Origin of the sequence: Vibrio sp. L85, assembly GCF_963871815.1 — a bacterium.
GTDB lineage: Bacteria > Pseudomonadota > Gammaproteobacteria > Enterobacterales > Vibrionaceae > Vibrio > Vibrio harveyi.
The window spans coordinates 439317-456332 of sequence record NZ_CAWMYL010000244.1 but is presented as its reverse complement, the minus strand read 5'-3'; the positions used below and the strand labels follow the sequence as shown (position 1 = coordinate 456332).

General features: G+C 45.8%; 17 protein-coding genes. 10 read left to right on the top strand and 7 right to left on the bottom strand.

Annotated elements, in window-relative coordinates:
- Positions 1-31: 31 nt before the first annotated feature.
- Both AACR11_RS26295 and AACR11_RS26290 read right to left on the bottom strand, forming a co-directional pair.
- Entirely contained in the window at positions 32-1207 is a 1176-nt protein-coding gene (locus AACR11_RS26295; RefSeq protein ID WP_029788386.1) for a MalY/PatB family protein, read from the bottom strand.
- A gap of 159 nt (positions 1208-1366) precedes the next feature.
- Positions 1367-1711, bottom strand: a complete 345-nt coding sequence (locus AACR11_RS26290) for a hypothetical protein (protein WP_017818274.1) — start codon at positions 1709-1711, stop codon at positions 1367-1369.
- 163 nt (positions 1712-1874) lie between these two features.
- Here AACR11_RS26290 and AACR11_RS26285 point away from each other — a divergent pair, with 163 nt between their 5' ends.
- Positions 1875-2402, top strand: coding sequence for a DUF2975 domain-containing protein (locus tag AACR11_RS26285; protein ID WP_005449975.1), 528 nt, complete (start codon positions 1875-1877; stop codon positions 2400-2402).
- Between the two features lie 11 nt (positions 2403-2413).
- Positions 2414-2629, top strand: a complete 216-nt coding sequence (locus AACR11_RS26280) for a helix-turn-helix domain-containing protein (RefSeq protein WP_005429033.1) — start codon at positions 2414-2416, stop codon at positions 2627-2629.
- A gap of 109 nt (positions 2630-2738) precedes the next feature.
- Here AACR11_RS26280 and uxuA read toward each other — a convergent pair whose 3' ends face one another.
- The 3 genes from uxuA to AACR11_RS26265 form a co-directional block, all read right to left on the bottom strand.
- Positions 2739-3926: a mannonate dehydratase gene (uxuA, locus tag AACR11_RS26275; protein ID WP_005449973.1), complete on the bottom strand. Its 1188-nt coding sequence runs from the start codon at positions 3924-3926 to the stop codon at positions 2739-2741.
- Positions 3927-4055: 129 nt separating this feature from the next.
- A complete protein-coding gene (locus AACR11_RS26270; RefSeq protein ID WP_005449971.1) occupies positions 4056-4847 on the bottom strand; it encodes an FCD domain-containing protein in 792 nt (263 codons plus the stop codon).
- Positions 4848-4954: 107 nt separating this feature from the next.
- Positions 4955-5938, bottom strand: a complete 984-nt coding sequence (locus tag AACR11_RS26265; protein WP_005449968.1) for a TRAP transporter substrate-binding protein — start codon at positions 5936-5938, stop codon at positions 4955-4957.
- A gap of 321 nt (positions 5939-6259) precedes the next feature.
- Here AACR11_RS26265 and AACR11_RS26260 point away from each other — a divergent pair, with 321 nt between their 5' ends.
- The 7 genes from AACR11_RS26260 (at position 6260) to AACR11_RS26230 (ending at position 13530) form a co-directional block, all read left to right on the top strand.
- Positions 6260-6775 (top strand): TRAP transporter small permease, encoded by a 516-nt coding sequence (locus AACR11_RS26260; protein WP_005449960.1) that lies wholly within the window; start codon positions 6260-6262, stop codon positions 6773-6775.
- Between the two features lie 11 nt (positions 6776-6786).
- Positions 6787-8088 carry a TRAP transporter large permease gene (locus AACR11_RS26255; protein ID WP_079325258.1) on the top strand — a complete coding sequence of 434 codons (1302 nt, stop codon included), beginning with the start codon at positions 6787-6789 and terminating at the stop codon, positions 8086-8088.
- 95 nt (positions 8089-8183) lie between these two features.
- On the top strand, positions 8184-9647 hold the full coding sequence (locus tag AACR11_RS26250; RefSeq protein ID WP_029788388.1) for a mannitol dehydrogenase family protein: 1464 nt from the start codon (positions 8184-8186) through the stop codon (positions 9645-9647).
- A gap of 12 nt (positions 9648-9659) precedes the next feature.
- Positions 9660-11072: a glucuronate isomerase gene (gene uxaC / locus AACR11_RS26245; protein ID WP_029788389.1), complete on the top strand. Its 1413-nt coding sequence runs from the start codon at positions 9660-9662 to the stop codon at positions 11070-11072.
- A 3-nt stretch (positions 11073-11075) separates the two neighbouring features.
- Positions 11076-12053 (top strand): sugar kinase, encoded by a 978-nt coding sequence (locus AACR11_RS26240; protein WP_029788390.1) that lies wholly within the window; start codon positions 11076-11078, stop codon positions 12051-12053.
- A gap of 9 nt (positions 12054-12062) precedes the next feature.
- Positions 12063-12692, top strand: a complete 630-nt coding sequence (locus AACR11_RS26235) for a bifunctional 4-hydroxy-2-oxoglutarate aldolase/2-dehydro-3-deoxy-phosphogluconate aldolase (protein ID WP_005429019.1) — start codon at positions 12063-12065, stop codon at positions 12690-12692.
- Between the two features lie 328 nt (positions 12693-13020).
- The gene (locus AACR11_RS26230; protein ID WP_029788391.1) at positions 13021-13530 is read left to right on the top strand and encodes a YgjV family protein; all 510 of its coding nucleotides are present in this window, start codon (positions 13021-13023) and stop codon (positions 13528-13530) included.
- A 28-nt stretch (positions 13531-13558) separates the two neighbouring features.
- On the opposite strand, the gene AACR11_RS26225 is transcribed toward AACR11_RS26230, so the two are convergent.
- Together AACR11_RS26225 and arcC are read right to left on the bottom strand one after the other, a co-directional pair.
- The gene (locus AACR11_RS26225; protein WP_029788392.1) at positions 13559-14176 is read right to left on the bottom strand and encodes a TetR/AcrR family transcriptional regulator; all 618 of its coding nucleotides are present in this window, start codon (positions 14174-14176) and stop codon (positions 13559-13561) included.
- Positions 14177-14302: 126 nt separating this feature from the next.
- Entirely contained in the window at positions 14303-15211 is a 909-nt protein-coding gene (gene arcC, locus AACR11_RS26220; protein ID WP_005449950.1) for a carbamate kinase, read from the bottom strand.
- 400 nt (positions 15212-15611) lie between these two features.
- Here arcC and AACR11_RS26215 point away from each other — a divergent pair, with 400 nt between their 5' ends.
- On the top strand, positions 15612-17015 hold the full coding sequence (locus tag AACR11_RS26215; RefSeq protein WP_029788393.1) for an APC family permease: 1404 nt from the start codon (positions 15612-15614) through the stop codon (positions 17013-17015).
- Position 17016: the final 1 nt, after the last annotated feature.

Below are 17016 nucleotides of genomic sequence, written 5' to 3'. Positions count from 1 at the left end.
GTGTCATCGTTTTATTCTCCTACCACTTCACTTATTTACGTTTATCGACAGCGGCTTTAAGCAACTCAAACGAGGTTTGAATTTGCTCTAAAGAACAAGCGAAGTTCATGCGGTAGTAGTTTTCATTGGGTTCACCAAACCAAGTACCTGGCGTTAGCGCCATTTTGGCTTCTTCTGTCAGCAAGGCTTTTAACTGAGAAGGTTCCAATTCTAAACCAGAAAAATCCAACCAAATTTGGTTGGTTCCTTGTGGCGGGAACGCTTTCACCAGTGGCAAGTTGTGCTCAATAAACTCAATAATCCAGTCACGATTGTTTTGCGTGTAGGCATAAAAACCTTCAAACCACTCTTTACCTTGTTGGTAAGCCGCAATCGTCGCGTAAGTGGTAAACGCATTGCCATGATCGATAGACAGTGAAGCTGACGTCGCTTTGATTTTCTCGAAAAGTGCTTGGTTATCGCTGTAAATATAACCGTTAGAGATGCTGTTCAAACCAAAATTTTTCGCCGGCGAGCCAATGATCGTCAGGCTGTTTTCATAACCTAATGAAGTCATACTGGTAAAGGTGGAACCTTCAAACACAATGTCGGCATGCACTTCATCGCTGATGATCATCACCTTGTATTTCTCAGCTAACGCCACCATGCGCTCTAGTTCTGCTTTCGTCCAAACACGCCCCACTGGGTTATGAGGGTTGCACAGCAAAATCATTTGCACTTCACCACTTTTCAACTGATTTTCAAGCAGCTCAAAGTCCATCACGTAGTAGTCGTTTTCAATTTTCATTGTGTTGCCCACAACAGTACGACCCGCAGATTCAATTAAACGTCGGAATTGATGATAAACCGGTGTCTGGATCAGAACGCCCTCACCTTCTTTGGTGAACTCGCGAATCAGTAGCGCAATCGCACTCAGTACGCCCGGCACTTGAACAAAGTTATCAATGCTAAGCTCAAGACCATGCAAATCCTTATTCCAATCAGCAATGGACTGAAAAACCGTCTTACTATCAAACTCGTATGAGAAGGTTTCACGGCTGACAAGTTGCTGCATCGCTTGCGAAATAGGTGATGCAATAGGAAAGTCCATATCGGCAATCCAATACGGTACGACTTGGTCTGTTCCGTACACTTGGTTGAGCATTTGGCTATCGTGCTTGATGAATTTATCTTTAATGTCTGAACGCGTTGGTTGCGGCTTGAACATGGAATTCTCCGGTCAAAATAGTTGTGTCTAATAAGACGACATCGCAAAGAAAAAGACGCAGATTATTTGCAACTCTTCATTATAAAAGTGACTTTCGATCACTTTTTACGCCAAGAATCATAGTGTTAAAGAGCAAAAATTCACAATAAATAACTGTGGTTAATCAAAGTCCCATGAGAAGCCAACACTAACATCGCCATCGTCGTTCGACTGCATGCGGGTTTTAATGTTGCTGTTTGGAAAATGCGTGATGTAGCACTCGACGTTTTTCTTTTTGTTCGCATCGGCAAGAGATGTGAATTGCTCTTCTGTCCCTCGCGTACATTTATCATCGGTAAACGCGTCATGTTTTGGCGTTGTATCCAGCGCGTATGGAGAACTCTCCCATGTATTGCTCTCTTCGAGATTGTAGTCTTTGGACAAATCATCCAAAAAAATACCCTCAGCTAAGCTAGGAGCAGATACCGTTAGCAACGTCGTTGTAAAAAAAATCGCCTTATTCATTCCCCGTACCTTTATTCATCAATTTTATAAATCCACTTGGCAACATTAAATACTCGCATTAAGAAAAGCAATAAAAAATTATCGTAAAACGATAAGTTTTTATTGCGATATTATTTTTAACTGATTAGGATGAGCGAAAATTAAATCTGATATGAGGTTTGTCATGTCTCAACATTCCATAAGCAACTTTAGTCGTAAGCTACTTATCCTATTTTGGTTTTCTATGATCTTCACGGTTGTGCTCAATACCGTCTTTTGGTTTGGGGCAACTATGTTTGATGCGGAGTGGTTTCACGCCACCTTTCCTATTGAAGTGGCGCTCCCTCTTTCCGTTACGCGTTCTATAATTGGCTACTTCCCAAGCATGATCTCAACACTACTGACAGTGGCCTTACTGTGGCAGCTCATCGTCCTTTTCCGTTTGTATGAGAAAGGGCAGATTTTTGAACGCCAAAATACGGAGTGTTTCAAGAAACTCAGCTACTTACTGATCGCAACACCGTTTATTGAAGTCACGATGGACGTGCTTCTTAGCTTGGCTTTGTCGTACAATGACGGGAATTGGAATGTGTCAGCGGAAGTAGACGACAGCGACATTACTATGATGGTCATCGGTTTTATTGTCCGAGTCATCGCTGTAGTGATGGATAGAGCAGTCGAGCTACAAGAAGAAAGTGAGCTGACAATTTAAGTGAATGGTATATGGCGATTGTAATCAACTTGGATGTAATGCTGGCAAAACGGAAGATGCGCTCTAATGAACTAGCGAAGCTCATTGGTATTACTGAACAAAACTTATCGGTACTCAAAAATGGTCGTGCTAAGGCGGTTAAGTTAGCCACTTTGGAAGCCATATGTACGCATTTAAATTGCCAACCAGGTGATATTTTAGAGTTTGTGCCGGATGACGACGATTAACACCCTTCATCCCTAATCAGCTTAAATAAAAACCGAAGCATTACGCTTCGGTTTTTTGCTTTTATTAATATAGTTTGATGACACTCTCTGGTGTGCTTAATAAATTCAATTACTTAGTGTAGAAAGCGCGTTTTAGTGCCATCTCTAGACCACGCACTTCCGCAAGACCTTTCAAGCGACCGATGGCTGAGTAGCCTGGGTTGGTCTTCTTCTTCAAATCATCCAGCATTTGGTGACCATGGTCAGGACGCATAGGAATTAAACGGTGATCGCCCACTTCTGCGCGGCGTTGTTCTTCATCCAAAATTGCCATCACCACATTGTACATATCTACATCGCCATCAAGGTGCGCCGCTTCGTGGAATGTCATCGGGTTGCTTTCTTCACGTTTGGTTGAACGCAAGTGAGTGAAGTAAACACGGTCACCGTGCTTTTTAATCATTTTCACTAGGTCGTTGTCACCACGAACACCGTAAGAACCGGTACACATGGTTAAACCATTCATTTTGCTTGGTACTTTTTCAGTCAACCAATCAATATCTTCGATGGTTGACACAATGCGTGGCAGGCCAAGAATTGGGCGCGGTGGATCGTCTGGGTGTACCGCCAACTTCAAACCATGCGCTTCACACACTGGCATGAGTTCTGCCAAGAAGTGCGCCATGTGCTCACGGAGTTTGTCTTTGCTGATGCCCGAGTAACGGTCCAATTGTGCTTGGAACTCTTCTAGTGTGTAACCTTCTTCTGCGCCCGGCAAACCAGCAATGATGTTGCTTGTCAGTTGTTGAATTTGATCCGCCGTCATGTTGTTGAAGTATTCAAGGGCTTGCGCTTGCTCAGCTTCGGTATAATCCGCTTCTGCGCCCGGACGCTTAAGAATATGCAGCTCAAATGCCGCAAATGCGATTTGGTCAAAGCGTAGCGCTTTAGAGCCATCCGGCATTTCAAATTCAAGGTCAGTACGTGTCCAGTCGAGTACTGGCATAAAGTTGTAGCAGACCGTATCTACGCCGCACTCAGCAAGATTACGCAGCGTTTGTTTGTAGTTGTCGATCCATTGTTGGAAGTTGCCCGTCTGAGTTTTGATTTCTTCGTGAACAGGAACACTTTCAACCACCGACCACGTTAAGCCTTTCTCTTCGATGATGGCTTTACGTTTTAAAATCTCTTCTTTAGACCACACTTCACCATTTGGAATGTGATGCAAGGCATTCACAATGCCTGTTGCGCCTGCTTGACGAATATCGTCTAGCGACACAGGGTCATTCGGACCGTACCAACGCCAAGTTTGTTCCATGACACTCACCTTTTTTAAGACGCACTCAGCCCGCTCGAATTTATCAAGCTAAGTGCACAACGACTTCTTAATATGCAGCCACGATAATGCAGCTGCGCTGACTAGAGCCGACCGAAGCCGGCAATGTGGTTAACCGTTTTCAGCGCCCTGCAGAACAACAGGGTTGGAACTGAATAAGTAACCATCAAAATTCGGGTCATCGATGTCAGACAGCTCCAAAAGGCGCTGTTTAACGTTTTCAAGGTGTTGCCACATGGCATTTTTTGCAGCGATTGGATCTTTACGCTGCAATGCGGCAAGGATTTTGGCGTGATCGTCTAACCACTCTTCACGGTAGTCTTGACCAGCAATGTGAGAATGAAGTTTATTCCACATTGGGCTGCTCTCACGTCGCTCCCAAGATTGCTTCAGCATGTCCACCAGCACAGAGTTTTGAGTTGCCTCTGCAATGCACATATGAAACTTCTCATCACCGTTACAATCTGCGGTACCGCTGGCGAGTTCTTCTCGTTCTAACTCAAGGGCTGCACGCATTTTCACGATGTCGCCTGGCGTTACTTGCATCGCTGCAAATTCCGCAATGTTACTTTCAAGTAACTGGCGAGCTTGGAGCATTTCAAACGGACCGGCATCATCGCTGATCACGTTCTCACGGGAGTTCGGTTGAGATGGAATATTGATAACATACACCCCAGAACCTTTCTTCACTTCGACAAGGTTTTCCAGCTCCAGCATGATGATCGCTTCACGCACTACTGTGCGGCTAACGTCGAGACGTTCTGCGATATCGCGCTCAGGCGGCAGCCTATCTCCGACCACGTAACGGCCATTGATAAGTTCTTGTCTAAGGACTAAACCGATCTCTTGATACGGTCTTTTCGGTTCAAAAGGCATCATGATGATATTATCACTATATTCCATCTAACTTCTCACGCCATCATAACGACCAATAACAATTGGTCAACCTCTATGTACCAGAATGTGGTAACACCTTGTTTTCGATTGTTTATTACTAATTACTTTGTGAATTACTTAACTGCTTTGATCTTCTCAACCAGTTCATTTAATTCAGGATTTGTCTTTTCTAAGTCCGCGTACATTGGTTGAACCGCTTCAACGAATGCCGCTTTATTTGGTTCAACAAAAGTTACGCCCATCTTTTCAGCTTTTGTACGCTCTTTTGCTTCTGACTCAGCCCACAATTTCTTCATGTATTCAGAAGAGTCTGCTGCTGCTTTCATCAATGCTTTTTGCTGCTCAGGTGTTAGCTTGTCGTACGTTTTAGTCGAAATAACCAATACGTCTGGCACCATGGTGTGCTCGTCTAGGCTGAAGTATTTCGATACCTCACTGTGACGGCTCAAGCTAAATGATGGGATGTTGTTTTCCGCAGCATCCACCACGCCTTGTTGTAATGCTGTGTATAGCTCACCGTATGCCAATGGTGTTGGGTTACCACCTAACGCTTTTACCATCGCAATCGCAGATGGGCTCGGTTGTACACGCACTTTCAGACCTTTTAGATCTTCAGGCGTATTGATTGGCTTATTGGTGTAGAAGCTACGCGCACCCGCATCGTAGTAAGTCACACCAATAAAGCCGCTGTCCGCTGAAGAATTCAGGATTTCACGACCTACTTCACCGTCTGTCACTTTGTAGTAGTGGTCTTTATCACGGAACAAGTAAGGCATGTTGAATGCTGCGTAAGCTGGGGAGAAAGCTTCCAATTCTGCCGCGTTGCTCTTCACCATATCTAGAGCGCCGTTTTGCATTAGCTCCATCGATTCACGCTGAGTGCCTAGCTGCGCATCAGGGTAGATACGGATACGAACTTCACCGTCTGTCATTTCACGAACTTCTTTTGCCATAAAGTCCATTGCTTTATGTACTGCATGGTCACGAGGGTGGTTGTGACTTAGCTTCAAAGTGGTCGCAGCATAAGCAGAAGCAGTGGCGCCGAAGGTCATTGCAGCACCTACTACAGCGCTTAAAAGAGTCTTACGCGTCATCATTGTTCTATTCTCCTTGGATTGGTTGTCCAATATGTAGGGTAGTTTTAATTTTTCACGGTATTTCTTGTTTCGAGGTCATTATTGGCGATCGAAAAACCTATCGTCAAAACAAAAAAGCAAATTGATTGACCAAAATCACAATAAGAACCCTTGAATTGGTCAACCAATCCATTTGTGAACCTGCTCACGTGACAACCAAATTGGCTAACTTATAATCCGACCAGAAAGATTAGCGTATGTTACTGCCCTACACAGAAACACATTCTTACATTGGTAAACCAATTGTTATGAGATACGCGTATTTACTGAAAGGAAACTAAAATGAATAAATTGGTCAAATACATAAATAGAGGGTTGGCCGCCTTTACCATCTCTCTGTCGACCTTCCTCGTTTTTTGCGTGGTCTGGCAAGTGCTATCTCGTTACGTTATTGGTAGACCAAGTACCGTGACCGATGAACTTGCTCGTTATCTCTTTATGTGGGTAGCCCTTATTGGTGCCGCATACACTACTGGTCTGAAACGTCACCTTGCTATCGACTTGCTGACAATGAAGCTGCAAGGCAAACGCAAACTCATCAATGAAATCGTCATCCAAATTGCCATTGCCCTGTTCTCTTACGTGGTATTGGTTCACGGCGGTACTCAACTGGCGATGAAAACACTGGCTACGGGTCAGTTAACGCCAGCACTAGGCTTGGAAATGGGCTACATCTACTTCTGCCTTCCAATTAGTGGCGCACTGATGATCTTCTACTCGGCGGTATTTGCTTTTGACCGCATCAAACAATTGACGTCTGGTGAAGCCCTACTCACCGACACCCAACTTGATCAATAGAGGGTTCCACAATGGAATGGCAATTAATTCTTACCCTATTCGGTAGCTTCGCAGTCCTGCTTGCGATTGGTGTACCGGTCTCTTTTGCTATCGGCTTGTCGTCGTTAGCGACCATTTTAATGAGCTTACCGTTAGAGCCTGCTATCGCCGTTGTGGCACAGCGTATGGCGGCGGGTCTTGATAACTTCGCCCTATTGGCAATCCCGTTCTTTATCTTGGCGGGCAACATCATGAACCAAGGCGGTATCGCACTTCGCCTGATTAACTTTGCTAAAGTTTTAGGTGGCCGTCTTCCTGGTTCTCTAGCACACGTAAACGTGATGGCGAACATGATGTTTGGCTCTATTTCTGGCTCAGCGGTTGCGTCTGCTGCAGCGGTTGGCGGTACTATGTCTCCACTGCAAAAGAAAGACGGTTACGATGAAAACTTCTCTGCCGCAGTAAACATTACGTCTTGTCCTTCTGGTTTGTTGATCCCACCAAGTAACACACTGATCGTGTTCTCATTAGTGTCTGGTGGTACGTCTATCGCAGCATTGTTCCTAGCGGGTTACATTCCTGGCATCTTGATGGGTCTGAGCATCATGGTAGTGGCAGGCATTATTGCGAAACGTCGTGGTTACCCAATCGCAGCACTCCCTTCTCTTGCAATGGTTTGGGATACGTTCTTAAAAGCAGCGCCATCTCTGGCACTGATTGTGATCATCATGGGTGGCATTATCGGCGGTATCTTCACCGCAACAGAAGCCTCAGCTATCGCGGTGGTGTACACCTTCGCCCTTGCAGTACTGATTTACCGTGAAGTGAAATGGCGAGACCTTCCTAAGATCATCCTAGAATCTGCAGTCACCACCTCTATCGTATTGCTGTTGGTTGGCGCATCTATGGGTATGTCTTGGGCAATGGCAAACGCTGATATTCCTTACATGATCGCAGACGCTCTACTGGCTATTTCAGATAACCCACTGATGATTCTTCTGATCATCAACATCATTCTGCTGATTGTTGGTATCTTCATGGATATGACACCAGCGGTACTGATCTTTACGCCAATTTTCCTACCAATCGCGCTGGATATGGGCATCGACCCAGTGCACTTCGGCATCATGATGACGTTCAACTTGGCTATCGGTATCTGTACCCCACCAGTAGGTAGCGCGTTGTTCATCGGTTGTTCTGTGGCGAACGTTGCCATCGACAAAGTGATTAAGCCTCTACTTCCATTCTACGTTGCACTGATTGCGGCACTAATGGCTGTGACCTTTATTCCTGAACTAAGCCTGTTCTTGCCTAACCTTGTTCTTGGCTACTAAGCGCTTAGTGACAAGCTCTAGAGTTACGATCTCTAGATTCGAATGATTAAAATAAACCATCCCGCAGGTTCGCCTGCGGGAAAAGGGATACCAAAATGAAGACTATTTCGAATTCCACTCTGAATGACCACGTTCTGCTTCCGGACTACGACCGCTCAACGCTTAAAAGCCGTATTGTTCACCTTGGTTTTGGTGCATTCCACCGAGCGCACCAAGCTCTATTCACCAATGAAATGCTAAGCAAAACAGGCTCGGATTGGGGCATTTGCGAAATCAACCTATTTGGTGGTGAAGAGTTAATTCAATCGCTGCGCGCACAAGACCACCTCTATACAGTGGCAGAAAAAGGCGCAGGATCGACAGAGGTAAAAGTGATTGGATCAGTGACCGAATCACTCCACCCAAGCCTCGACAGCATTCAAGCGGTGTTAGAAAAAATGACAGAGCCACAAGTGGCGATCGTTTCAATGACGATTACCGAGAAAGGCTACTGCGCTGACCCAGCGACGGGCACGCTTGATAAAAACAATCCGCTAGTCATTGCTGACCTTGCCAACCCAACGGAGCCAAAATCGGCACTGGGTTACATCGTGCAAGCACTAAAGATGCGCCGTGAACGCGGTCTGACGCCATTTACCGTGATGTCTTGCGATAACGTGCAGGAGAACGGTCACGTAGCAAAAGCTGCGGTACTTGAGTTCGCTCAACTGCTCGACCCAGAATTGCGTGACTGGATTGAAACCAACGTTACCTTCCCTTGCACCATGGTTGACCGCATTGTGCCAGCAGCAACCGAAGAGACACTAACCGAAATCGCTGAGCTACTTGGCTGTGAAGATCCATGTGGCATCGCTTGTGAACCATTCCGCCAATGGGTTATCGAGGATAACTTCGTGGCAGGTCGCCCGGATTGGAACGTGGCTGGCGCAGAATTTGTTGCCGACGTTGTGCCTTACGAAGAAATGAAACTGCGCATGCTAAATGGTAGCCACTCGTTCTTAGCCTACCTAGGCTACCTTGGTGGTTACGCGCACATCTCTGACACCATGACAGATGAAGGCTACCGCAAAGCGGCATTCGATATGATGATGCAAGCGCAAGCTCCTTCGCTGACCATGCCAGAAGGCACCGATTTAGAAGGCTACGCCAAGCTGCTTATCGAGCGCTTCACTAACCCGAGCTTGAAACACAAAACATGGCAAATCGCGATGGATGGCAGCCAGAAGATCCCACAACGCATGGGCGGCAGCTTACGATTCCATCTTGCTCAAGGTTCTAACTTCTCTTGGTTGGCAACAGCGATTGCAGGTTGGATGCGCTACGTATCTGGCGTGGACGAGCAAGGCAACGACATTGATGTCCGCGATCCAATGGCAGAGACACTACGTCAGATTTGCGACCAACACGACTTGAACGTTTCTGTTGTGCCTGCGTTGCTCGCTGTTGAAGCCATCTTCCCTGCAGAGCTTGGTCAAAACCCACAAGTGATTGATGCGGTGAGCAGTGCTTACCAATCTCTAATCGATAACGGTGCTCGTGCCACTGTCGCTGCGTTGTAATAGGAGTTAACGATGAAGAATTTCTTGTGTAAAGACTTTTTACTCTCAAACGAAACTGCACGTCGCTTGTACCATGAGCATGCGTTCCACCAGCCAATTTATGATTACCACTGCCACCTAAACCCAGCGGAAGTGGCGCAAAATCGTCAGTTCGATAACTTGGGTCAAATCTGGCTTGAAGGCGATCACTACAAATGGCGTGGCATGCGCTCGGCAGGCATTGAAGAGCGTTTGATTACGGGTGATGCGAGCGATTACGACAAATACATGGCGTGGGCGAAGACGGTTCCTCAAACCTTGGGCAACCCGCTTTACCACTGGACGCACCTAGAACTGCGTCGCCCATTCGGCATTACCAATACGCTGTTTAGCCCAGACACAGCAGACCAAATTTGGCATCAATGTAATGAGCTGCTTGCGACACCTGAATTTACGGCTCGCGGCATCATGCAGCAAATGAACGTCGTAATGGCGGGCACGACCGATGATCCCATCGATTCACTAGAACACCACAAAGCGATCGCAGAAGACGACACCTTTAACGTTAAAGTACTGCCAAGTTGGCGTCCGGATAAAGCGTTCAAGATTGAATTGGACGTGTTTGCGGATTACATGCACAAACTGGGCGAAGTAGCAGACATTGAAATTCGCCACTTTGATGATTTATTGAGTGCGCTTGATAAACGTTTGGCACACTTCGATGCACATGGCTGTCGTGCGGCAGACCACGGCATTGAGATCGTCCGTTACGCGCCAATTCCAAGCGAAACTGATTTAGATGCGTTGCTGACCCGTCGTTTGAGTGGCGAAGTATTGTCAGAGCTTGAATGTGCGCAATTCTCTACCGCAGTTCAAGTTTGGCTCGGCAAACGCTACGCACAATTGGGCTGGGTCATGCAGCTTCATATTGGCGCACAACGCAACAACAGCACACGCATGTTCCAACTACTAGGCGCTGATGCTGGCTTTGACTCGATTGGCGATCGCCCATTTGCTTTTGAACTAGCACATCTATTGGATGAAATGGACCAAACCAATGAGCTGCCTCGCACCATCCTTTACTGTTTGAACCCTCGTGATAACGAAATGATGGCGACCATGATTGGCAACTTCCAAGGTGGCGGCATCGCGGGCAAAGTGCAGTTTGGCTCGGGTTGGTGGTTCAACGATCAGAAAGATGGCATGCAACGCCAAATGGAACAGCTTTCTCAACTTGGTTTACTCAGCCAATTCGTAGGTATGCTAACGGACTCGCGCAGCTTCTTGTCTTACACTCGTCACGAATACTTCCGCCGCATCTTGTGTGACATGGTCGGTCGTTGGGCAGAGAACGGCGAAGTTCCAAATGACCTATCGTTGCTTGGTCCTATGGTTGAAGACATCTGTTTTGGTAACGCAAAACGCTACTTTGAAGAGAGGGCGTAACCAATGAAGCACATCGCCATTATTGGTGAATGTATGATTGAGCTGAATGGCAAACCGTTCGGCTCAATGCATCAAACATTTGGTGGGGATACGCTCAACGCTGCGGTTTATTTGAGCCGCGGCTGCAAAGCCAATAGCAAACCTGATGAAGTTAAAGTCTCTTACGTTACGGCGCTTGGCAATGACCCAATCAGTACGGGCATGCTGACTCGCTGGGAAGACGAAGGCATCTCAACAGACTTAGTGCTGCGCGATGAGATTCGCACGCCGGGTTTGTATCTGATTCAGCTTGATGATCAAGGAGAGCGTACGTTCCTATATTGGCGCAATCAATCAGCCGCACGTTACCTACTTCAACATCCAAACTTTGGAATGGTTAAACAAGCATTAACTCGAGTAGACGCAGTGTTTCTCAGCGGTATCTCTTTAGCCATCTTGCCAGAAGAAGACCGAATTTCACTGCTCAACTTATTGGTCGAACTTAAAGCCCAAGGCGTTGAAATCGCGTTTGATAGTAACTTCCGCCCAGCGCTATGGTCTCAAGACGATAATCAAACCGTCAAAAATGTGTACCAAGCCATGTATCAACTGACGGACGTTGCCTTGGTGACTTTTGATGATGAACAATTGATCTGGGGTGACGAAGCACCAGAGCAAACCATTGAACGCCTTACCTCTCTTGGCGTAGGCAAATGCATCGTCAAGCTCGGCGCAGATGGCTGCTTGGTTCAAGACTCAACAAATCAGGGTTCGAGCGCGGCTCTGGCTCCACAAGCCGTGCCAACCCAACCTGTCGCTCAAGTGGTGGACACCACATCGGCGGGCGACTCATTCAATGGTGGCTTTTTATCAGCATACCTTGCTGGCGCCGATCTCGCGACCTCATGTCAAAGAGGTAACGCACTGGCAGGTGCTGTGATTCAACATCGCGGTGCCATCATTCCCAAAGCATTCACACAACCGGCGCTTGGCGTCGTTTAAGGAACACTCATGTCTAGTATTAAAGAACAATTGAAAGCTCTGAAAGTCATCCCTGTTATCGCCATTGATAAAGCAGAAGACATTATCCCACTGGGTAAAGTACTGGCAGAGAACGGACTACCAGCAGCTGAAATCACCTTCCGTTCAGCAGCGGCTGCAGAAGCGATTCGCCTATTGCGTGAAACCCAGCCAGACATGCTGATTGGTGCAGGTACGGTGCTGAACCGCGAGCAAGCAATTGCAGCAAAAGAAGCAGGCGCAACCTTTATCGTATCGCCTGGCTTTAACCCAAATACCGTTAAAGCGTGCCAAGAAATCGGGATTGATATCGTACCGGGTGTGAACAACCCAAGCACAGTTGAAGCCGCACTGGAAATGGGATTAACCACCTTGAAGTTCTTCCCTGCCGAAGCTTCTGGCGGCATCAACATGGTGAAATCACTGCTCGCGCCATACACCGACATCGAACTGATGCCTACTGGTGGTATTAACCCTGCGAACATCAAAGATTACTTAGCTATCCCGCGCGTATTGGCATGCGGCGGTACGTGGATGGTAGATAAGAAACTCATCGAAGCGGGCAACTGGGAAGAGCTTGCTCGCCTAACTCGCGAAGCAGTAGCACTTGTAAATGAGTAATGATTGGTAAGTAATCTCAAGGCTCTTGGGTAACCCCTTAGCGATTTAGATAAAGTGCCCAGCCCTCCCTTTGTGGAGGGCTGATTCATTCAAAGCATGGCTCAATTGATTGGGTTATCGCGATAAGTAGATTCCTGATCTCGCCTAGGCTCGTCGGAATGACGATATGACAAATATCTCCCTATTCGTCATCCTGAAAAGCGAGGCACGAGCGTGATTCAGGATCTACTCACAGAGTGAATCAAACTCTATAAGGGCAGCAACTTTGAAGGATGCTCATTAGCTTACTCACTTAACGAGATGACTTTGCAACACTCTAGGGAAATAAATGGAAAACTGGTTAGCACAAGGCATTGGTGGCATCGCGTTTATGGTTGGCGTGATGGCATTCTGGCAAAAAGACGACATGCGCTTTCGCTATCAGATGATGGTGTTTTGTTTCATCATGGGTATTCACTTTACCCTAATGGGCGCAACCGTCGCTGCCATTGGCGTGATCATTAATGGCATTCGCAGTTTCGCCTCAATCAAAACCCAATCACGCAAAGTGATGTGGTTCTTCATTGCTCTTATGTGGCTGATGACCCTACCAAACATCACCCACTTTTTTGAGCTACTTACAGTAATAGGATCGTCCGTCGCCACTTGGGCACTCTTTTCCAAACAAGGCATCACTCTACGTAGCTTAATTTTGTTTAATTCCTTCTGCTGGGTAAGCCACAATATTTGGCTTGGCTCTATCGGTGGTTCATTGGTCGAGAGTACATTTATCATCACCAACTTACTGACCATATATCGCTTGTATCAAACTAAGACGAATCAGAATGAAACTTGTTAAATATGCTAATTCACAAGAGCTAACCAACTTACGCCGAATGAAAATTGACCTTCTGACAAATTGGGGGGATGTAGAGTTGAAGATAGGACTCAGACAGGCGAAGGGCTTCTTTTGCCAGTTCTGGGGTGATGTAGCCATATTTGCGGTAAGAGAGAGAATAGATTTTGTCGGCAACTTGCAGGGATATAGCAAAAATATTAATCGGTTGAGGTAGCTGAGGAATATCGAAGAACTGGCGATAAATCATCTCAACTTGATGTCCTAACTCAAGATCATGCTCTGTATCTGCATGACCTAACTCTGCAAACGTGTGGCGTCCCAATATCAACTTTTTGGCAATTGGATTGTTATTGTAATAATTCACATAAGCGGTTTCTATCATTCGATTAATATCGGTCCAATGTAGAACTTGTTCTTCATCAATACATTGCTTTAATAGTAAGTCAAAATCGACAAAAACATTCTCCAATAAGCTATGAAATAAGTTTTCTATATTCGGATAATGATGATAAACCGTTGAAGTTGCCATTCCGCACTCTTTAGCAACGTCGTACATCGAAATATCTGTCGCTTCTCGCCTTTCCATCAAGCGGACAACTGCTTTGTTAATTTTCAACAATTTTGTTTCCGTACTAACTTTTCGCATCGTGATGTTGTCCTTCCAAATTTTAATTGAAACCTAATATATAAGGTCACACTATCAATGTCCGCCAAAAGCGACCGTAACTTTGACATGCGACCTTATTGATTTGTGAATTAACGTATTTGCATATTATGGCTGTATATGTGTACCAGACTTCCCTTCAATGATTTCTAACGCAAAAGATAAATCGCCAATATGACCACTTTGTCCTGTTTTTTCAACAAACTGGCAGCATGCATCGACTTTCGGTCCCATCGATCCTGCTGGGAAAGAATATTGCTTCATTTGCTCAATAGTCACATTCTCTAGCTTTTGCTCTTGTGGTGTTCCCCAGTTAAGACAAACGTGGGTGCCATCAGTCAGAATCAGTAAATGCTCCGCCCCAATTTGTTCTGCAATTAATGCGGCTGTCATGTCCTTATCAATAACCGCTTCAAAACCGACATATGCCCCGTCTTTTTCGATCACTGGAGCACCCCCACCGCCACCACAAATAATCAGGTGTTCTTTCTCAAGTAAGTCTTTGATTGCTTTGATTTCTAAGATCTCTTGTGGTTTAGGAGAAGGGACGACACGGCGCCAATGCGAGCCATCAGGTTTCACAACCCAATGATTTGCCTCAGCAAGTTGTTTCGCTTGCTCCTCGGTATAAACTGGACCAATGAACTTAGAAGGGTCAGCAACGGCAGGATCGTTTTCATCGACGACAATTCGCGTCAGTATTGTCGTGGTATAGCGGTCTTCAATCGCAGCATTAAGACCTTGTTGAATCAAATACCCAATCATGCCTTGCGTCTCTGCTCCAAGAACATCGAAAGGATAAGGAGGACAGTCTTTGTAAGCGTTATTTTGCAAAGAAAGCAGACCGACTTGAGGACCATTGCCATGCACAATGACTAAACGGTAGTTTTTACTCAGCTCAGCCAATGAGGTCGCGGTTTGCGCGATACTTTTCTGTTGGTTTTCACAACTCATCACCTCTCCACGTTGCAATAGAGCATTACCCCCAACAGCTACAACAATAATAGGTTTTGACATATCTAAATCTCCAAATACAGTGACGTCAGAATAGACTCAATTCACTGTATTGAATTCACAGAAAAGGATTGGAGATAAAAATCACAATTCGATTCCTATCCAAATTTTGGCTTAGAAAACCTTATTGATATCACGAACTCATTATTATTAGCGCACTGAAACTCGATATGTGATCTCGTATATATTTTTGTGCTTAGCTAAGTAAGAAAAATCTGAATTTCATAAATTGATCAAGAACAAGTATTTCGATAATTACGTTTTTTTTCCCTAAAAATGCCTAACTTCTTTTAATTTACAGCGCAATTAACCTCTCCAAAGCCGATATTAAATTCACATCAAGGTTCGTTACATAAATTTCACTTTTAATAATTGCCATATTCGGTAGTTAAGGAGCGAAACAATGAGCAACGAAACTCAAGGAAAAATGGGGGTCATGAGTATTGCACTATTTACTTTATGTGCAGTACTTGTGGTCGACACACTTACGGCATCCGCCAGTATCGGGGTCAGCTCAATCGGGTGGTGGGTTGTAATGCTGATCTTTTTTGTCATTCCCTATGGATTCATCACCTCGGAACTAAGCACTACCTACCCTGGTGACGGCGGTATTTATGACTGGGTAAAAGAGGCGTTCAATTTTAAATGGGCAGTTCGTACCACTTGGTTCTATTGGATCAACGTCGGTCTCTGGATGCCAGCGGTATACATCATGTTCGCAGGTATGTTCGCCGAGCTGTTTATGCCCAGCCTTTCATTGTGGGGACAAATTGCGATTTGTATTGCGCTCACATGGCTTACCGTTTGGATCTGTAACGTCTCAGCAGACATTGGGGTTTGGGTCACCAACATCGGTGCAATTCTAAAAATTTTGGTGATTGGCACATTGGGTGTAGGCGGTTTTATCTATGCGATGAAACACGGCGTGGCGAATGAATTCACGCTTGCAGCAATGGTTCCTACGCTTGATTCAGCAGTGGCATTTCTTCCTGCCATTGTATTCAACCTAATGGGATTCGAATTGGTTGCAACTATGACCAAAGAGATGAAAGACGTACGCGATATGCCAAAAGCCGTATTCCTTTCTATTGGTATCACTGCATTCCTCTACATCTTCGGCACCATTGGCATTCTGATGGCGTTACCTGTTGAGAGCATCGGCTTGGTTGCAGGCTTAATCGATACCTTCAAAACCCTGTTTGGTGATGGTCCGCTGGGCAATGCCATGGTGTATTTCTTTGGTGTCTGCGCTCTATTAACGCTCATCGGCAACATGGTGAGTTGGACAATGGGCGCAAGCCGTGCCGCCGCAGAAGCAGCGCAAGAAGGCGAACTACCGGCAGTTGTTGCAAAGGTATCGGATAAAGGCTCTCCAGTAGGTGCAAACAATATTACTGGCACGGTTTCTACCGTGGTGATCTTGTCTTACGCCCTATTTGCTCAAGGTAATGACGACTTGTTTTGGTCCATCTTTGCCTTTTCAAGCTGCATTTTCTTATTGCCTTATCTGTTTATGTTCCCTGCTTATCTGAAACTGCGCTTGGTAGATGGTGAACGCGAACGCCCATTTAAAGTCCCTGGTGGCATGGGGTTGCAGTTTGTGATGTCCATTGTGTGCTTCTTCGTGATTTTACAAGCGGTGGTGCTTTTCATCTTCCCAGAAGCACTTGACCTAACCGTTGCCGATTGGAACTACACAGCTCCGGTATTAATCGGCGTCATCACCACGATATTAATTGGCGAGTGGATCTTACTCGGTGCCTTGAAACGCAAAAATCAACAAGTGGAACAAAAAGCTGAGGCTTAGT

What these genes read in the sequence shown, in the direction of transcription:
- AACR11_RS26295 (WP_029788386.1), bottom strand. Translation starts at nt 1,207, where the DNA reads ATGTTCAAGCCGCAACCAACGCGTTCAGACATTAAAGATAAATTCATC.
- AACR11_RS26290 (WP_017818274.1), bottom strand. Translation starts at nt 1,711, where the DNA reads ATGAATAAGGCGATTTTTTTTACAACGACGTTGCTAACGGTATCTGCT.
- AACR11_RS26285 (WP_005449975.1), top strand. Translation starts at nt 1,875, where the DNA reads ATGTCTCAACATTCCATAAGCAACTTTAGTCGTAAGCTACTTATCCTA.
- AACR11_RS26280 (WP_005429033.1), top strand. Translation starts at nt 2,414, where the DNA reads ATGGCGATTGTAATCAACTTGGATGTAATGCTGGCAAAACGGAAGATG.
- uxuA (WP_005449973.1), bottom strand. Translation starts at nt 3,926, where the DNA reads ATGGAACAAACTTGGCGTTGGTACGGTCCGAATGACCCTGTGTCGCTA.
- AACR11_RS26270 (WP_005449971.1), bottom strand. Translation starts at nt 4,847, where the DNA reads ATGGAATATAGTGATAATATCATCATGATGCCTTTTGAACCGAAAAGA.
- AACR11_RS26265 (WP_005449968.1), bottom strand. Translation starts at nt 5,938, where the DNA reads ATGATGACGCGTAAGACTCTTTTAAGCGCTGTAGTAGGTGCTGCAATG.
- AACR11_RS26260 (WP_005449960.1), top strand. Translation starts at nt 6,260, where the DNA reads ATGAATAAATTGGTCAAATACATAAATAGAGGGTTGGCCGCCTTTACC.
- AACR11_RS26255 (WP_079325258.1), top strand. Translation starts at nt 6,787, where the DNA reads ATGGAATGGCAATTAATTCTTACCCTATTCGGTAGCTTCGCAGTCCTG.
- AACR11_RS26250 (WP_029788388.1), top strand. Translation starts at nt 8,184, where the DNA reads ATGAAGACTATTTCGAATTCCACTCTGAATGACCACGTTCTGCTTCCG.
- uxaC (WP_029788389.1), top strand. Translation starts at nt 9,660, where the DNA reads ATGAAGAATTTCTTGTGTAAAGACTTTTTACTCTCAAACGAAACTGCA.
- AACR11_RS26240 (WP_029788390.1), top strand. Translation starts at nt 11,076, where the DNA reads ATGAAGCACATCGCCATTATTGGTGAATGTATGATTGAGCTGAATGGC.
- AACR11_RS26235 (WP_005429019.1), top strand. Translation starts at nt 12,063, where the DNA reads ATGTCTAGTATTAAAGAACAATTGAAAGCTCTGAAAGTCATCCCTGTT.
- AACR11_RS26230 (WP_029788391.1), top strand. Translation starts at nt 13,021, where the DNA reads ATGGAAAACTGGTTAGCACAAGGCATTGGTGGCATCGCGTTTATGGTT.
- AACR11_RS26225 (WP_029788392.1), bottom strand. Translation starts at nt 14,176, where the DNA reads ATGCGAAAAGTTAGTACGGAAACAAAATTGTTGAAAATTAACAAAGCA.
- arcC (WP_005449950.1), bottom strand. Translation starts at nt 15,211, where the DNA reads ATGTCAAAACCTATTATTGTTGTAGCTGTTGGGGGTAATGCTCTATTG.
- AACR11_RS26215 (WP_029788393.1), top strand. Translation starts at nt 15,612, where the DNA reads ATGAGCAACGAAACTCAAGGAAAAATGGGGGTCATGAGTATTGCACTA.